We start from the raw sequence: 15,946 nt of genomic DNA, 5'->3' as shown, positions 1-15,946 counted from the left end.
TCGGCTACGACGTTGCTGACAGAATTACGATAGTTAGTGACGGTGCTGGTAAATACAACGCGATAGTCGGCCAGCCGTCGATATTTTCTTCTCGTAATCATACGAATACTTATTATAATGCCTCTCCTCAATTACCCGAGCATGAATTCACGAGGACGAGACAGTCTTCCAGACAGTGTGTCACGTGCTATCATTAGCCGCCGAAAGCTACTGGCAGCGAGCGGTATCGTTGCGGTTGGTGGGCTGAGTGGGTGTCTGAATCGAGTGGCATCGTCCGTGACGAACACGGGAGCATCGCCAGCAGCACCATTCGCAGGCATCGGCGCATACACTGGCCCCTCACCGACGAATAGAGCCACCGTGTACAAACTAACCCCAACAGTGACCGCTGAATCGGGGCCACTCTCCGGGGAAGTTGAACTCGAAGCATGGGTCACATCTCAATCTATCGCAGCCACCTGCTGCTTCGACTACAACGAGAGCACGGTTCATCCCGACCGAGCCAACTACAACAACAGCCGGAGCAACAGGTCAACCATCCGCGGCCCGGGCGACGCCGACTCAGATGGCGACGGGCTCACCGACGGGGTCGAAACCCGCTCAGAGGTATTGGAACTAGAGAACCAGCTTCTCTCCCAGACAAAGGCCGCAGCAGACTCCATCAGCAAACGCTCCGCGCGCACAGGCCGAGAGGGTATCGTAGACATGGGCGACACCATCCGAGACATTCAAAAGGCGTTGGAACGCTGCTCTGACGACGTGTGCGTGACCGTACGGGAACACGCCGACGGACGGGCGAAACTGACCCAGCAGGCGGCGGCCCACGTCGACAACGGGGAGTGGGACCGCGCTGCCGAGACCCTCCAAGAGATACAAGGAATCGTCGAAGGGGACATCGAACTACTCGAATCATCTTTGAAGGATACAGACGGAGAAATCATCCTCGCCGAAGATCGGGACATGGTGATGCCTGACGACAATGGGGTCGATATCGACGCACTCTATGAGTACCTCGCTGGAGCGCCAGTCATCAACGAGCAATTCACAATTACCGTGCCTGATGCCAGCCTCCCGGGAAGTGACGCGACACTCAGAGACGAGCTCACCCCGCGCCGCATCATCGAGTACATAACAGGACGAGCCGACGAGGATGGGAAGGTCTACTCGTGGGGGCACGACGAGGTCGAGACAGGAAACGGAGATGGAGAAACCAGTCCGCTTTACGAGGGCGAAAGGAGAGGAAGTGACAACCCACTGAACAGAGGCCTCATGTCTGACGACGCTTCGCTGTACAACTCGGAAACGTTCCTCTCCGCTGTCTCTGGACCCGTTGACACGGGTATCCACCTCGAATCACACGTTGTTGACGGACGAGTAACGGTCAATCCGGTGAACGACCCACCGACGGCCACAGATAAGAAGACCTCGCTTGCGGTCAGCGCAGACGGGTCCTCGTCCGCCCCCGCAGACTTCGACGACTGGGGGTCTGAGCTCGGGGAGGGTTCGACCACCTCGACGCTGGTGTGCCCAATCATGGTCGAGCCCCCAGAGTGCCCGTTGCCGTTCCCCGCGCTGTTGTACGTGAGCCGCTGTAAGAACGCCGACCAGTACATCTACACAGGTGGCTGGGTCATCGATGACAGCAGCCTCTACGAGGATTCACTCACGCTCGTGGCGGTACGAGAACCAACAGCAGTCATCGGTGTTGGCGCTGGTGATTTGGATGGAGATGGGTACAGTGACATGATGCCCCGTCGCCTGTCGGATGACCGAGAGCGACGAGGGGCGAGACTGTTCGATGGGACAGTTTCGGATGCGGTTGCCGAAGGGGTCCTCTCAGAAGCAGAAGGAGAAGACATCATCCTTCGGAAGCGCCCGGGAAGAGATGCTGACCAGCAAGAGGAGATGGCTGCCGCTGATGTGCCTGTGACTATGTCTGCACAAGGGCGACTTCTCCACTTTACCGATGTAAACGCCTCAGACGACGTGAAGTTCAAAGCTGGAGCCGAACTCTCCAAGAGCGTGAATTAAACCGTCTGGCTCAGTGGCTCTCTCGTTGCTCGACCTGTGATAGGTCACCAACATGCGTCTTCAATGAGGATTGCCTCGGTACGAGTGAGACTGCTACATACATCCTCTGTATCGGTCATGTTGTTTCTGCCAGATGTCCGGGAAGTCATTCAGACGGTGCTGAACACAGGGCGCGGATCGGTTACACTGAAATTCGGTGGATACTATGATCTACCAGCTTGAGGGTCCAAACAGAGCGTATGTCCGAAATCGTCGTTCGACCCATGGGGTACGTCGAAGACGATCCTATCATTCGGCGGGTTGGCGAGCGAAAGCTGTGTTTGAGAAACAGGCACGCGGCAGACTCTGGGCAGCTCAACTAATCGTTTCGGTACGTTCTCTCAGTCTCAACGGACGACTATCCACTGACGACACACCATCATCCGCTGGACGATGGGCCGGGCAACGACTGGACAGTATTTGCGCGGGCTGTCGATACGGCTCACAGGCTCTACCGACAGGATGGCTCGGTACTAATCCATTGTACAGCAGGCATTTCCCGGAGCAGTACGGTCATCGCGACGGTGCTCGCTGCTGAGGAAAGCAGATCTCTTCGCGAGTCACTTTCGGCTGTCCTACAAACACGGCCAACTACAACGCCTCATCCAGCACTCCATGAGTTGGCAGTCGTATATGTAGCAGCTCGAACGTAACTCCAGTCTGCTGACTGTAACCACTACATCAGTTACACCGTTGCTGACAGGGATGAGTCAATCAGCGATTGATTTTCTCAACCCACACCAGTTTGGATGTACACGAACCCCACCGATGGACCTGCGGACGGTCACCTGTCGAACGAAAGCACGCGCCTCGCAGTATTGCTGCGTTCACCCTGGCGCAGTCATGCGGAAGGTTCGCGGACAACGCTACGAGAAGAGCGCTTCGAGTAGCTTGCGCTCCGCCGTCCGGACGTGTTGACTGAACGTCGACTGCGCGATGCCGATCTCCGCGGCGACGGTGTCCGCATCGGCGCTCCGCGGCCAGTCGAAGTACCCCGCGTGAAAGCCGATCCGCAACGCCTCAAGCTGTCGGTCCGTCAGTCGGTCGTCGATTGTCGTGGCAACAGTCGAGGCCGACGCCCAGTCGATAGGGGCGTGCTTTTTCGAAACGAGTTCAACACCGTCGAGCATACCTGTGACGGCGTCCACGTACTCCCGAACGTCGGTCTCGTGCGGCAACTGTACCGTCACGGCCAGACGATCCGAATCGGAGCGTATCTCCACCTGCTGGAGTGCGGCGCCTTGTCTGACCAGTTGCTGCGTCGGCGCGTCCGGACCCAGTGTCAGGACGCACGTCATGCCGCTCGTGTCGCTGCGGAGTATCGATACGCTTGGCGTGTCTCTGACTTGTGTTCCGATCCGGTCACTATCGTGAGCGGGGCTGACGTCGACTGTGAGAAACACCGCACAGGTGCCGTCGTCCTGCCGCGAGATGTCCGTTACCGTGAGCGGAGCGTCGACGGCCGCCGCGAGCTGTGACACCTTCGAGTTCGAGTCGACGCTGAACGTGAGATGTACACCCCCACCCGACAGGAGGGCATCGCGCTGCCGGATCGCACTGATAGCGTGACCGATGGTCACACCGAGTTCAGCGATCGCCCCGACCTCCTCGCTCGCCATCCCCATGGGATGGTCGAGGTGTACTTCTATCGCGCCGAAGCACGTGGACTCGTGGAGGATCGGTACCGCGACGACCGCGTTGGTTCCGCGTGTCAGGCCACGGTCGCGCCACCACACACCGGACTCGATAGTGACTAGATCCGTCACAGACACCGAGGACCGTTTTTCATAGGCCTGCCTCGCCGGAACTGTTGGCGTTGCTTCCTCAGGTCCCGTTTCGCTCGTCTTCGACTCCGCTCGGGGGATGTCCGAAAGGTATCCGTCGAGGCTCCCGGCTTCCGCTCTACAGACCGTCGCGTCGGTCGAGAGGTCGACGTCCGCGATCCAAGCGCCGGTAATCTGGTCCATCTGGAGGAGGTGGCGGCACACCTCTGTCTCGATCTCCGCGCGGGTGTCGGCACTCGCCACCGCTGGCCCGATAGCTCGAATAAGTCGGTTGATCCTGTCCAGCCGCGAGAGCCGTTCATTTTGCTGTTCGAGCTCTCGGTCGCGATCCCGCAAATTCCGAGTTCGGGCGAGCTGCTCGAGGGCCTGTCGCGTGTTTGCGGCCCACGTCTCCGCGAGGGTTCGCTTCGTCTCCGAGAGCGAGCGGCCCCCAGTCGTCGCCACGAGAAACACCCCCCGCTGACCGAGCGGACAGAGCATCCAGTCGTCGAACGCGTCGTCCAGCCACTCGTCGGTCACGGGACGCTCTTGCTCCGACTCGGCTCTCGTGTACACCGTCTGGTCGGCGAACGCCCTCCATACCGGGTCAGTGCCGCCGGAAAGCGTCGGCAGGGTCGGACCCGTCTCGGCGGCCGTTGCCTCGCTGGCCGCCGGGACGAGGTCACCGTTGATCTCGTCTCTGGCGAACACCGCTGCGTACGGGAAATCCAGATCTTTCGTCGCAGTCGCGACCGCGAGCGCGGCGACATCGTCGTCGGTTTCGGCGGCCATCAGCGCGCGTGTTGCGCCGTGAAGGGTCTGTAGGTACTGTTCGCGTTTGTACCGCCCGGTGATGTCGTGATAGTGTTCTATCCGCCCGCCCGCATACAACCCCGTCTCGATCGGTGCGCTCCAGTACTCGAGCCACCGCTCCGTCTCCGCTTCGTCTCCGGGCACGCGGATCGTGGCGTCGAGCTGATCCCCGTGACCCGCCAACCCGGTCCGTATCAGTGACGCGAGCGACTCCGTCCCGGCTTCGATATCTTGGAAGTGATCCGCCGCGGCGCGCGCGTACTCGCGCCCCCGGAGGTCACTCCGGTCGAGGCCGAGTAGCGTCTCAGTCGCCTCGTTCGCCCAAACCACTGAGCCCTCGGCATCCACCACGACCGTCGCTTCCTGTGAGCTGTCGAGCACGTCCTCGGTGAGCGATTCGTACCGCCGTTCGCTCGTTCTCTCGGCGGCTGTCCGCCGGAGGTGCTCGACGGCCACGCGGAAGTCCTCATCCGGGAGTTCCGTCAACAGCGATTCGACGGCCACCTGTACCGTTTCGAGCCGGGCGGTGAGCGAGCGATACTCACCGCTGTTTTCGAGTTTTTCGGTTTTTTGTACCGCTTCGAGAGTTTCTTTTCGCTCGATCAGCGAGAACAGTTCCTGAAGCCTTTCGTCGTACTCGGCGCGGGTCAGCATCCGATCGACAGTCTCAAGTAGCGAAGCGGCCTCAATCGGTTTTTCGAGGTACGCGTCGAATCCCATCTGGACGACGTCGAGGTCCGGCGTGACCGCCGTAACCATCGCGACGCGGGGGTCGAAGTCGGTGTCCCGGATCGCTTCGAGGACCTCTCCCCCGGAGAGCCTGGGCATCATTCGGTCCAGCAACACTACGTCGATGGTCTCGTCCAGCTGCTCGAGGGCCTCGGCTCCGTCGTTGGCAGTGTAGACGTTGTAGCTCTCTGCGAGCCATTCGGCGTACAGTTCGGCGAGGCTTTGATCATCCTCAACGACGAGCACCTCCGCCAATTCGGACCGCTCAGCCGCGATCATGCCGCCTTGCCTGATAATCTGTTTTTGATCGTCTGCTCGCCCGGTAGCCGCAAACAGATGTCTGTTCCGTCGTTTGTTGACGTGACTACTGCGTCACCTCCGACCTGTGTGACGATCATCCGGACCATCCACAGACCGAGCCCCTGGCCGTGATTGAGCGGTGTCTCCTTGCCGTTTTCGAGCACGTCTGCTTCCATATCCGGCATTCCCGGGCCGTCATCTCTCACGGTAACCTCGGTCCAGCCGTCCGCCGAACGACCGACTTCCACCTCGATCGCGGGGTCCTGCGTCACCTTGGCGGCGTTTTCGACTAGCTCCCGCACTGCGTCGAGAAGCGTTGCTGGAACCTGTACGTCGGCGTCTGGCACGTGCGTCACGACGGTACAGTCGGTGTACTTCTCCCGGACGGGCGCAACAGCTTCTTCAACCAGTGTCTCAGGCTCTAGGCGGACATCTTGTCCCCGCTGAGACTCGAGCACAGTTCGTATCTGCTTCATTTTCTCGGTCATCGCGACCCATTTGTCGAGAATCTGATCGACGGTGTCGAACTGTTCCGCCCGCTTTTCGGCGTCCGATTCCTCGCACATCATCTCCGTCCAGCCCCGCATCTTGGTGAGGTCGTTCCGCATGTTGTGACGCATCACCCGCTGCATGACCTCCAAGTGACGTTTGTGTCGTTGCAGTGCCGTAATGTCGCGTCCTTCGAAGACGAGCAGGGAAACGTTATCATCCTCGTCGGTCACGGGCTTCACCGAGAAATCGACCGTCGCGAGGCCGTCAGCACCGCGAACCTCTGCCTCGTAGCGGACGAAGTCGCCATCAGCGACTTGATCGACGGCCTCCCGCACATCATTCCGCACCACTTCGGATTGTGTCCACCAGGGGGCGTCGAAGAACGACTCTCCGATGATTTCGTCTCGCTGGATCCCGCCGAACTCGAGTGCGGCGTCGTTGATCTCGATGATTGTGCCGTCAGGTTTCAGGAGGCCAGTGAGGCCAAACGTGCTGTTGAAGATACCTTCAAACCGGCGGTTGCGTTCTCGCGTCTCGGTCACATCACGGAGGTAGACGAGTACCCCGTTGATCGCGTCGTCGTCGAGCATGTTTCGACAGCGACCTTCGAGGTTAATCCACCCACCGTCCGGCGAGTCGAAACGACACTCTGCTTCAACATTCTCCGATTCGTTGACGCACGAAAAGAACGCGTTCATCGCGCGTTCCCGACCGTCCGGATGGAGGTAGTCAAAAATGTTCTCACCGATCAGGTCGTCAGGGTCGTATCCGAGAACGCGGTTTGCCGATCCGCTCGCGTACGTCACTGTCCCGTCCGGGTCGACTATTGTCACCACGTCGTCGGACTCCTCGACGAACCGCTCAGTCCGACGTCGCTCGCGTCGCCGGTTGGTCATATCACGAACGATAGTCGCGTACCCGTCGAACTCGCCGTCGGTGGTGGTGAGCGGTGCGTACCGAACGTCAGCGTAGAATTTCGACCCGTCCTCGCGGACGCGCCAGCCCTCGTGGGCGCTCTCGCCGGCGACCTTGGCCTGTTGAAGCAGCCGGTCGAGGAGCCCCCCCTCACGGTTGGCTTCGGGATGTAGTTCAGCGATTGACATTCCAGTTGCCGACTCGGCGTCGTACCCGAACGTGCCCTCGGCGCTTTCGTTCCAGGTCTGAATCACACCATCTTCGTCGACGCCAATGAACGCGTACTCATCGACACTCTCGGTCAGCAGCCGGAACCGCTCGCGCTCCTCGAACAGCTTTTGCTGGCGCCGTTTGCGATCGGTGACGTTGGTTCCCGTTGCGAGCACACGAACCGGCTCTCCCTCGTCGTAGACCGCAGTCGCCCGCGTTCCCAGCCACAGCGTGTCACCGCTGTCATCGAACATGCGAAACTCTCCGGTCCACGTTTCACCGGTTTCAACCATCGTATCGAGCTTCTGTTGAACTTGAGCGCGGTCATCGGGATGGACTGCCGCTCTGAACTCTTCGATAGACTCGACATCACGCCCAACAATCTCAACGAGCGTCTCGTTCCACATCATCTCGTCCGTCTCTAAGTCCCACTCCGCGAGCCCGGTGTTGGTGCCCGAGAGCGTCAGCCCAAGTCGCTCGCGTTCTTCCTGAAGCACCTCCCTCGTGTTTTGACGGTCGATTTCGTAGCCGGCCCACCGTCCGGCCAGCTGGATGACTGATCGCTCGAATTCATCGAACGACCGATTGCGAGGCGTATCCGAGGCGAAACACAGCGTTCCGTACAGGTCACCTCCGGCGACAACCTCGCTCGCGATGTACGTCTCGAGACCGAACGTTTCGAACGCCGGGTCTTCCGACAGCCCGGCCTCCGCGGCCTGTGTAAGTGCCATGATCCCGCCTTGCTCCATCGTCTTTCTACAGTGAGACTGTTCAAGCGGGGCGGATTCCCCCGATTGGAGACGCTCATGCGACCCGAGCGCCTCCACGACCGTCTGGATCCCAGTCCCTTGTTCATCGTCTCTCTCGATCTGCGTCAGGAAACCGTACGGCAGGTCCAGGTGCTCCCTACCGGCCTCCAGCAGATCGGTGATCTTATTTTCGAAAGTAAGGTTCGGGTCGGTCGTCACCTCGTAGATCCGCTTGAGGAATTCGTTCCGAGCCTCGGTTCGTCGTTCACGCTTTTTGCGATCGGTAACGTCCTGCTGGATTCCAATGTAGTTCTTGACAGCCCCATTCTCGTCCGTTACCGGCGTGACAGAGAGCCGTGACCAAAACAACTCCCCGTTGTTCCGCTCGTTCTGGAGTTCGAGCGAAATCGGCTCTTCGGCACGAATCGCTTCGCGAAGCTGCACCACTTCCCCAGAATCGCCCTCTTCGCCCTGGAGAAATCGCGGATTGCGCCCGATTGCGTCCGCACGAGTGTATCCGGTCATCCGCTCGAACCCGTCATTGACATAAATAAGCGGGTTGTCTTCTTGCGTCGGGTCGGTAATCTGAATCCCGACGTTGGCCTCGTCCATCGCCCGTTCTTTCAGTTCGAGCTCTCGTTCCCGCTTCCTGCGCTCTGTCTCGTCACGGACCGTACAGACGAGTCGGCCGTCGTCGACAATCGTGAGCGAGAGTTCGGCCGGGAACGTTGTTCCATCAGGACGGCTACCGGTTACCATTCCGCGCCAGTAGCCGTCGGATTCGAGGGCTGGGAATGCCTCCGTCTCAAGCCGCTCGACCTCGTCGTCGTCGTACAGCTCTTGCCACGTGTTCCCCAGCAGTTGGTCTTTGTCGTCGAAGCCGTACATATCGACGTGAGACCGGTCGACGTACTCGTACTCGCCGCCGTCGAGGATCGCGACGCCGTCCCTCGCCGACTCGACCGCTCGCTGGAACGACCTGAGTTCGCGCTCGCGCTTTTCACGGTCGGTCTCATCACGAACCGTACAGACGAGTCGGCCGTCGTCGATGATTGTCAAAGAGAGTTCGGCCGGGAACGTCGTTCCGTCGGGTCGGCTGCCGGTCACGTTCCCGCGCCAGTAGCCGTTGGCTTCGAGCGCTGGGAACGCTTCGGCTTCTAGCCGCTCGACCTCGTCGTCGTCGTACAGCTTTCGCCACGTGTCCCCCAGCAGTTGGTCTTTGTCGTCGAAGCCGTACATGTCGACGTGGGATCGGTCGACGTACTCGTACTCATCGCCATTAAGAATCGCGACGCCGTCCCTCGCCGACTCGACCGCTCGCTGGAACGACTTGAGTTCGCGCGCTCGCTCTCGACGGTCGGTCACGTCACGGACTGTACAGACGAGTCGACCGTCATCGATGATCGTGAGGCTGAGTTCGGTCGGAAACGTCGTCCCGTCGGGGCGGCTGCCGGTGGCCGTCCCGACCCATGATCCCTCGGATTCGAGGGCCGGGAACGCCTCCGCTTCAAGTCGCTCCATCTCGTCGTCGTCGTACAGCTTTCGCCACGTGTTCCCCAACAGCTGGTCTTTGTCATCGAAGCCATACATATCGACGTGCGTCTGGTCGACATAGACGTACTCGTCGCCGTCGAGGATCGCGACGCCGTCGACCGCCTCGTCGATTGCCTGTTGGAATGATTCCAGCTGTTGTTGTCGGTCTTTTCGAGCGGTGATGTCCCTGAGTACGCCGGCTGTGCCGCGGAACTCGTCGTCACCGACCACCCCAAGTCGATTCTCGACGATCTTCCGGTCACTATCGGCCGTTTCGAGTTCGAACTCAGCGGTCGTTGACCGCCTGTCCGTGGTCATCAGCTCCTTGATCTGCCCCCGGATCTGTTTCACGTCAGACTCGTTCATACCGATCGACGGGCGTTCGCCGACAATCTCCGTTCCATACCCGAACTCCCGTTTCGCGGCCTCGTTGACGTACGTGAAACGTCCCTCGGTGTCCAGCGCGTACACCGGGTCATCGACGGCCTCGAGTATCGTCTCATACCGCTCCAGCTCCTCGAACCGACGGCGACGGCGGATTTCGGTCCCGATCCACTTCGCGACGAGTTTCACGAACTCCGTCTCTTCCGGGCGAAACGCCTCCGCACGCGCCCTCCGCATCGAGAAATTCACCGTCCCGTAGGCCCTGCCGTCGACGATCACAGGTGCTCCGATGTACGCGACGGCGCTTTCGGACGCCGGGTGGTTCTCATGATCGCTTTCCTCGATGTCGGCAAACGCGAGCGGTTCGGTCACGTCGCCGGCGAGCGTCGCATCGCACATCGTGCCCCCGAGATCGTACACCGCGCCCGCCTCGTGTGTCCCGGTCGCGTCAACCACGGTGTCGATCTCGTAGTCGTCTCCGTCGACGTGTGAGAGGATGCCCGTGTCGAGATCGAAGTATTCGCACCCGAGCGACAGCAGGCGCTCGATAGTCTCGTCGAACTCCTCGAAGTCGACCGCGAGTTCGCTCAGCCGACGGAGTGCACTGTTGTCAGCTTCTATTGGTTCCGCGTGTCCTCCCAAATCGGACTCCGCACCCGGCGATGTGTCGTGCGCTACAGTGCGGACGTAGCTCGCCCCGTCGATGTCGAGTGGTTGACTCGTGAGGGTAACCGTGAGATCCGGTTGCTGTACACGCTCAAGCGGCGCCGTGAACGGTTCCGACGCTCCGGTGATGGCGCCGTCGAGGTGTTCCCCGACCGCCGCCGCGGTGTCCCCGGTGATATCGGCGAGCCCGCTCCGCAGAAGCGTTTTGCGATCGCTCCCCGTTAATTCGACCGCAGCACCGTTAACGGCCACGAGAGCCCCGTCGGTATCGCTGACGAATGTGGCCCTGTCTGACTGGTCGAACAGCGCACGAGCGATATCGCAGTCCGTGGGCGACGACTGTCGGTTACCGATCCGAGACAACGTCGTTTCGAGTTTGGCCGCGATCGCTTCGATGACGGGAATCTCTTCGTCATCGAACCGTTCTCGTTCCGTGCCGACGCTTAGCACTCGGTCGCGCCCGACAGGGACGAGAGCCTCAACCTGCATCGGGTCCGACGGGTTGTCGTCGACCGTCGCTTCGGGCGTATCCTCAATTACGCGGTCGCCCTCGCGATCACTTGCCTGCCTGACGATTGAGTCCTGAATCTGGTCTGGAACGTAGTTATCGGAGGCTGAAGAGGTGACCGCGGATCCGAGAGTGGTGACCGTCTCTGTCGATGGGTCAAACGCACAGACGCTCGCTACCGCGTGGTCAAAGGCGGCTTCCACGAACTCAACCGTACGGTCGACCGCCCCCTCAACCGTTTCCGCTCTGTCGAGCTCCGCCGAAAAGGCGAGATACCGCTCGGGGGCGGTCAGAGGCGATTGAGTGCCAGTCATATGATCTTAAAATCCCCTATGAATATAAATTGTTGAGTTACTTATCATTACGCGCTGGAGGCCGTCGTTCCGGGATCGCCGCGGCATTCTGGGCGGTTCTTCCCGCCGGGGCGGATCGGGTCGGTTCCTGGGTTTCGGTTTGGGTGGAGCGTTCAAGCGTTGACGCGTCGGTGCCGACTGCTTCCCGGACACACGTCCACGCGAAGAGCGAGGGTACCGGGGCAAATCTGACACCCACAGCGTCGGTCGTTCTCCGGTATAACGTCGCGCCGGACGCGTCCCCTTCGTCCGCCGAGACAACGCTCAAGAGACCGACTGCCACCAGTTCACTGACACGGCGATAGCAGGTCGCGATTGGGATATCCAGCGAGTTACTGAGCTGAGTTGCCGAGGCCGGCTCTCCGGCCGCTCCGAGAATTTCCATACTGTACTCCCGGCCGAGTGCTCGTACGGGTTTCATGATGGGTTATGTTCAGTAGGTCAACTATTCTCACTAGTGAAAGACCGACTTCCAATCAGCATCGGCACACCTACCTTTGTACCGATACACACCGGCACCTAACCTCTCGACAAAACGACGACCCTGAGCAGGTCGAGACGGCGCGCTGCTACCTGTGTGTCTTGACATCCTCCCACGGCTGAAGCCGTGGGATTCCTCCTTGTTACTCTCTGAGGGGAAAGACGACGACGCCGCACGGGAAGTACAAAGTCGAGATCTACTTTTTGGACCAAGTCGTTGTTGAGTCTTAGAACATCATTAGCTGTGTTCCCGAAGAGATGCGTCAACCTGGCGGGCAACTCACTTTGCTCCCCGCCTCACGTGGGTCAACGGCTTCAGTTGCTTCTGCTCGAAGTATGGTCTGGTCTGTGATGAGGTAGTTTGCGGCGTACAGTGGTGGGTCTGTGTGACGCGTCTCGCTCGAATTCGGTTCAGGGTAATACTGGTACGTGGGTCCCGTGACTGTGAATCGGACTACCCAGCCATCGTTCATCTGTGTCGCTGCTTTCTCGACTAAGTCCTCATCGACGCTGACGTCGATGGAAATAACACGCTCGTGTCCCTGGAGTACCTCTCGTTTGACGTACGCCTTCTCGAAGGCGATAGCGAATGCGAGCGCAGAGTCGCTTGTGAACGACTCCGGCCGTTCTGGGCACATTGGCTTCTCGACGTCCGTTTCAGTCTCAGGTGGTGGGGTGGTTGACTGATCGGACGTGGGTGCTTTGCTGAGACAGCCTCCGAGCGGGAGCGTGGAGACGGTGAGGGCGACGAACCGGCGGCGGTTCATACATGGATGTATTTCATCACGCAATAAACACGTGGCGTAGAGACAAAGCGCTGTTTTAGACTTACGCGAGGCGAAAACGCCAGCTTTCGCTGCGGGAGGATGTCCGGGCTGAGTCGCCTGTACCACTTACACTTTCGCTCCGTGCCCATGGCTCACCGCTTTTAGCCCGATTGCCGTTGACACGGGTATGGTAACAACGGATTCAGAGGGAGAGACTCGGCGCCACGACACATTCGTGAATCTTGCTGAAGAGCTTCAAATTCAACGTGGGGGCGTCCAGAGTGGGAAAATGGCTGAGAATCTGCTTCGATTTGAGACTGACAGAGATCTCGTTGGCATCGGCCAGGAGGCCGAGCGAGCGATCTACTACGAGACGGCGTCGCAATCGCTTGTTGCGGTCTAATTTGAACGTCTTCAGGCGCGGGAGGGGGTTAATCGCTCATCTGTCATGGGGTTACGAAATTTCGAGTTGTCATGATACTTGTGGACCCACGGACGTGGCGTTGAACGGAATTCCGAGCACAGAGGCGTCCGCATTGATTAGTGTTTACAACGCTCATAGATAATGTATATTAACCGAGTCATATTAACACGGAGATACGTGTTTCAGTGTCAGAAAGCCGCTACCGTATTTTAACAGATCGTATGGATATGCCAGACGTATGAACTCAATCGCTCGCGCTGGGACAGACTCGTCCTTAACCGGCGCCGCCATTCGTACCACAGCGGCTTTCGTACTGTTCTTCGTATCCCTCATCGTTGTCGGCCTCCCTCTTTCGCGCATTCAGACTCCAAGCATATTATCAATCCTTCCAGACCAGATTCCAACGCTCTGTGGCTTCGTAGCGATCGTGTTTGTCTCCGGCCGCGTATTTGACGTTAGTCTGGCCGCGTACGGACTCAACACTGACCGGCGATGGATGAGTGACCTAGTCGGCGGAATGCTAATTGGCGTGTTGTTTCAGGCGGTCACAACGGTCGCCATACTCACCACAGGGGCTGGTACAATTGTTGAACAGTGGTCAATGGGAGTTTTCGATAGTGTTGTGGCTGTCGTCATTGTAGTTGGAGCCACCGTAATTGCGTTCTTGATTGTCGCGTTAGGAGAAGATCTCCTGTTTCGGGGAGTACTGATTCGCGAGTCCGTGACTGGATTCACCGATCGTAACGTTTCACGACCAGTAGCCACAGGGCTTGCAGTGATTGTCGCCGCGCTGTTGTTCGGGATGGTTCATCTGAACGCTGGGGCTGCGGGGTTATCGACTGAATTTGCCGTGTTACAGGCAGTTGTTGGTGGACTGTACTTCGGCATCGCGTATGTGCTCACTGACAGCCTCGCACTTCCAGTCGGTATCCATCTCTCGACGAACCTGTGGACAACGGTCGTGTTTGGACAGCCCGACAGCGGATTCCCGGCGGCATTTCGACTAACCCGACAGATTAGTCTCGGCACTGATGTCATCCTTCTGTTGTTCTTTCCAGCCGGAGTGCTCGTCGCAGCGGTTTTTATCTGGGTAAAGTTAACGCGCGGTGAACATCCCGACTTCTCACTCGGAACTACGACGTGAGAACACTTCTCACTGTATGAGCTTCTAACCCCAGTTCGACAATGTCACCGGTATCCTCGGACAAAACGGGATTGAGAAGTTGAGCGCGACATCGAATTGAACTGTGTATTCGACCGATTCCGCAGTTCCGAAATCCAGAACTACCTCGGATCGTTGGTCACGTCGTCATGTGCTGCCTCCAAAGAGAGTGGGTTCGAAAAGGTACAGAGTATCTCCCACTCACAGTCGGCCATCGGTTCGTCGCTCGGATACGGATCAGTTGAGGTGATCACAGCTGGCGGGTCTGGCGTTGAGTTACAGTTCCGCAGTATTTCGGATCCGCCGTCAGTTCAAGCTTTGATTTCCAGAGAGATAGATACGTGGCACCGAGGCAGCGCTGACGGCGCCACCAACACCGACGACGTGCTTGACGTGCTCACCACTCGCGTAATCTGGTCGAGCGGTGTACTCGGTCGATTGGTCCGCCTTGTTGGGCTGTCGCAGGTACAGAACACATCTTATACCCAGTCTGTGACCGGGTCTGCGTTTGTGTACGGCACGGTTCTGGTTGAAGTCGCCGGCGGGCCGGATCTCGAACTCCGGCGAATCGACGACCCACAGACGATGCGACAGGAACTCACAGACTGGACCGGAACTGATGACGACGAGTTGCCCGGGACAGTCGAACAGTGGCAAGCAGTGCTCTCCGTTGTTCGCGATATCAAAGCGGTGACTGAGTAGCTTCACCTGCTGGAGTAGAAATCCATCTCATCCTACCCGCGAACATGTAGGAATTCGGCTCGCAACGGATTTGAAACTAGAATTAATTTCGGAAGCCAGAGACGATTGTGCCAAGAACGAAAATTGCGCCGAACCCGATAATATACAACGGTTTGTTGCTACTCTGGTGTTTAAGAAACGCCTTTTCTGGGGAATCTGTCGGAACGTATGTCATTACTGTAGCTCCTGGTTCAAATCCCTCTAATTTTGCTTTGGCATCTTCTTTGGTCTCGAACTCGTGCGCAATTCCACCGGGATACATGTGCGAAGACGTGTAAGTTTCATTTTTGTAGGTGTAGTTGAAGGTTGCTTGTGGGCTGTAGTCGTCAGTCCCACGTCGCTGATCGAGTTGTTCGATTGAAGTAGAGACAATTGTCGCATCGACCGTTTCTGTAGAGTCTAATGCTGCCGATTGGGCTGTATAACTGTATCCACCATATCCCATAACACCGAGTCCAACGATCAACGCAAGCGCGATTTGTAGAGTCCCGGATGGACCATCAAAGTCGATCTCCATAGCGTAAATACGGTGCTAATTGACAATAAAAAAAGAGCCTTGTTTCTCTTTCTGAAACTCTTTGCCTCGCACCTTAACCCAAGACTGTTCAATTAAATATCGACATGATACCCACGCCAAATGCGTGGAGCAGTACTACGACCGGTAATACCAACGCGGAAAATAATACAGCAAAAGCAACGACTGGCGATACTCTCTCAGTTACAAGTATAAATAGAGGCGATGTTATGAGGCTGATTAGGAATATCCCGGACACGAAGGTTTCTACAAGGCGAGTACCTCGGTATACCAGTGATGGTTTATGTGTGTCTCTCGCAGAAGCCACCCCGCTGTAACGAAACTCGACATAGCTGTGAATCAGCAGTACTGT

The 15,946-nt window shown here is 58.3% G+C and carries 10 protein-coding genes; 5 read left to right on the top strand and 5 right to left on the bottom strand.

Translation table 11 applies throughout. The annotated features are described in order from the left end of the window. Window positions 1-276 precede the first annotated feature (276 nt). Both ABNG04_RS14870 and ABNG04_RS14865 read left to right on the top strand, forming a co-directional pair. Window positions 277-2,031 (top strand): hypothetical protein, encoded by a 1,755-nt coding sequence (locus ABNG04_RS14870; RefSeq protein WP_371163170.1) that lies wholly within the window; start codon window positions 277-279, stop codon window positions 2,029-2,031. A gap of 404 nt (window positions 2,032-2,435) precedes the next feature. Further along, window positions 2,436-2,723, top strand: a complete 288-nt coding sequence (locus tag ABNG04_RS14865; protein WP_371163282.1) for a protein-tyrosine phosphatase family protein — start codon at window positions 2,436-2,438, stop codon at window positions 2,721-2,723. A 213-nt stretch (window positions 2,724-2,936) separates the two neighbouring features. Here the strand turns inward: ABNG04_RS14865 and ABNG04_RS14860 are convergent, their stop codons facing one another. From ABNG04_RS14860 to ABNG04_RS14845, 4 genes are all read right to left on the bottom strand, one after another. Further along, window positions 2,937-5,654 carry a helix-turn-helix domain-containing protein gene (locus ABNG04_RS14860; RefSeq protein WP_371163169.1) on the bottom strand — a complete coding sequence of 906 codons (2,718 nt, stop codon included), beginning with the start codon at window positions 5,652-5,654 and terminating at the stop codon, window positions 2,937-2,939. Then, a complete protein-coding gene (locus tag ABNG04_RS14855) occupies window positions 5,651-11,446 on the bottom strand; it encodes a PAS domain S-box protein (RefSeq protein ID WP_371163168.1) in 5,796 nt (1,931 codons plus the stop codon). Before ABNG04_RS14855 ends, ABNG04_RS14860 begins: the two co-directional genes overlap by 4 nt. A gap of 37 nt (window positions 11,447-11,483) precedes the next feature. Then, window positions 11,484-11,870, bottom strand: a complete 387-nt coding sequence (locus tag ABNG04_RS14850) for a winged helix-turn-helix domain-containing protein (RefSeq protein WP_371163167.1) — start codon at window positions 11,868-11,870, stop codon at window positions 11,484-11,486. A 358-nt stretch (window positions 11,871-12,228) separates the two neighbouring features. Further along, window positions 12,229-12,732, bottom strand: coding sequence for a hypothetical protein (locus ABNG04_RS14845; RefSeq protein WP_371163166.1), 504 nt, complete (start codon window positions 12,730-12,732; stop codon window positions 12,229-12,231). Between the two features lie 187 nt (window positions 12,733-12,919). Between ABNG04_RS14845 and ABNG04_RS14840 the strand changes: the two genes are divergently transcribed. From ABNG04_RS14840 to ABNG04_RS14830, 3 genes are all read left to right on the top strand, one after another. After that, the gene (locus ABNG04_RS14840; RefSeq protein WP_371163165.1) at window positions 12,920-13,135 is read left to right on the top strand and encodes a hypothetical protein; all 216 of its coding nucleotides are present in this window, start codon (window positions 12,920-12,922) and stop codon (window positions 13,133-13,135) included. A gap of 259 nt (window positions 13,136-13,394) precedes the next feature. Next, window positions 13,395-14,300: a CPBP family intramembrane glutamic endopeptidase gene (locus ABNG04_RS14835; protein WP_371163164.1), complete on the top strand. Its 906-nt coding sequence runs from the start codon at window positions 13,395-13,397 to the stop codon at window positions 14,298-14,300. A gap of 96 nt (window positions 14,301-14,396) precedes the next feature. After that, entirely contained in the window at window positions 14,397-15,020 is a 624-nt protein-coding gene (locus ABNG04_RS14830) for a PH domain-containing protein (protein WP_371163163.1), read from the top strand. Between the two features lie 82 nt (window positions 15,021-15,102). Here the strand turns inward: ABNG04_RS14830 and ABNG04_RS14825 are convergent, their stop codons facing one another. Next, complete coding sequence (locus ABNG04_RS14825) at window positions 15,103-15,576, bottom strand: DUF3592 domain-containing protein (RefSeq protein WP_371163162.1); 474 nt, start codon at window positions 15,574-15,576, stop codon at window positions 15,103-15,105. Window positions 15,577-15,946 lie beyond the last annotated feature (370 nt).

The sequence above is a fragment of the Halorubrum miltondacostae genome (assembly GCF_041379815.1).
In the GTDB taxonomy this organism is placed as follows: Archaea; Halobacteriota; Halobacteria; order Halobacteriales; family Haloferacaceae; genus Halorubrum; species Halorubrum miltondacostae.
Note: the sequence above shows the minus strand (reverse complement) of the source record. Positions and strands in the feature narration are given on the sequence as shown.